This is a genomic window from Pseudomonas sp. FSL R10-2189 (genome assembly GCF_009600325.1).
Taxonomy (GTDB): Bacteria; Pseudomonadota; Gammaproteobacteria; order Pseudomonadales; family Pseudomonadaceae; genus Aquipseudomonas; species Aquipseudomonas helleri.
Map to the genome: position 1 here is coordinate 1 of NZ_WIVZ01000086.1, position 1850 is coordinate 1850.

A 1850-nucleotide genomic window follows, 5' to 3' on the forward strand; every position below is an offset into this window, starting at 1 on the left:
AAAGACCGAGTGTGATGATTACCGGCTGGGTGCAAACAATCATCTACCGGGAGGGTGAGGGCCGTGTAGAACTCAGGTTCACCAAAGACATGCTGCCGTACCTGACGGAACTCACCAAACAGTTCACCAAATACGCCTTGGCTGACGTGGCCAAGATGGACAGCACCCACGCGATCAGGCTTTACGAGCTGCTCATGCAATGGGACAGCATCGGCCAGCGCGAAATAGAAATTGACCAGCTGCGAGAGTGGTTTCAACTGGAAGGCCGGTATCCCTCGATCAAGGACTTCAAGTTGCGAGTGCTTGATCCAGCCGTGACGCAGATCAACGAGCACAGCCCGCTACAGGTGGAGTGGGCGCAGCGAAAGACCGGGCGCAAGGTCACACATCTGTTGTTCAGTTTTGGACCGAAGAAGCCCGCCAAGGCGGTGGGTAAGGCCCCAGCGAAGCGCAAGGCCGGGAAGATTTCAGATGCTGAGATCGCGAAACAGGCTCGCCCTGGTGAGACATGGGAAGCGGCCCGCGCTCGACTAACCCAGATGCCGCTGGATCTGGCCTAGAGGCCGTGGCCACCACGGCCCGGCCTGCCTTTCTGCAGGGACTGCCGCTCCCGCTTTTGGGCCAGAAGCTCCTGCTTCTTGGCCTCTTTCTCACGCTGAACCTCATCCCGGGCCTGCGGTAGCCGCGCCGCCCACTCAGGACGCTCCTTCTGGAGTGTCCTTTCGGCGTCTCGCACAGAAAAACCGCCGCCCGGTGTCAGGTAGCACCGCACACGCTCAAGCCGCTTACGCAGGTCGTTCTCCCGCCCAACTTTCCACGCCTTAATGCGTTTGGCGGTAGCGCGCCATTCAGTCATGAGCTTCTCGTAGCTGCTGCGCTTGAACGCGGCCAACAGCCCGGTTGGCTCCACTGGACGCTTCTTCGCATGGTTGGCTTCGGCGTTCCGTCGTTTGGTGCTGATGGCCTGTATCTGCTGATCGACGCGGGACTCTAGACGCTCTGCCCGCTGCCGGTAGCCCATATACAACTCAGCCTTGCGCCCATCCCATGCCTTGACCAAATCAGCCGCGGGCAGGGCTTCAACCTGACGCGCCTTGGCCCGGCGCTCGCGCTCGGTTTTCAGGTCGATGATCTGCGCAGTCAGCCCTTGGCGCTGCTCGTTGTTGGCCATCACCTGCCGGTTTCCGTCGCCTCGATCGCTGATCCGGCCACGGCGCTCCATCTCGGAGGCCACTGGCCCGAGGTGGGTGGTCGCCTCACGGTCGATACCTTGATCCTTGAGGCTTCGGGCGTCGATCCGTTCGGTGCTGCCCGCTCGCTCCAGGGCGCGATTGGCGGTCTGCTCCCACAACTGCCGAATGGCCTTCACCTCGTCGGCGGCTGGGCCTAAACCCAGCTCCCGGCGTTTCTTGTCGGCCAGCTCGATGCTGGACTTGTCGCCCATGACCAGCTCGCCCGCTGCGCCTCGACTCACGCGCCGGGTGGTGGTGAGGATGTGCGCGTGATGATTGCGGTTGTCGCCCTCGCGGTCGGGTTCGTGGATAGCAACATCCACGGCCACGCCGTACCGGCGGGCCAGTTCGGCACCAAAGGAAACAGCCAACTCCCGGCGCTGGCCAGCATCCAGTTCGGCAGGCAGGGCCACGATCCATTCGCGGGCCGTCCGCGAATCCTTCCGGTTCTCGGCCAGTTCGGCGGCATTCCACAGCGCGCCGCGCTCGGCACTGCCGCCATCCGGCGCGATGATTTCGGCCGAAACTACACCCCCTTTCCGGGTGTAGTCATGGACAAGGCCGGTGCGTTCATCGACCAACTCGGAACCCGAACGATAGGCAGCAGCGGCGACGGCT

General features: G+C 62.8%; 2 protein-coding genes. One reads left to right on the forward strand and one right to left on the reverse strand.

From position 1 onward, the window contains the following. The coding region (locus GHO32_RS25935; protein WP_153443091.1) for a replication initiation protein at positions 1 to 560 on the forward strand (560 nt) is incomplete at its 5' end. On the opposite strand, the gene GHO32_RS25940 is transcribed toward GHO32_RS25935, so the two are convergent. Beyond that, positions 557 to 1850, reverse strand: a 1294-nt coding sequence (locus tag GHO32_RS25940) for a MobA/MobL family protein (protein WP_256678634.1), incomplete at its 5' end; no start/stop codon positions are given. The two genes, GHO32_RS25935 and GHO32_RS25940, sit on opposite strands and share 4 nt — an antisense overlap.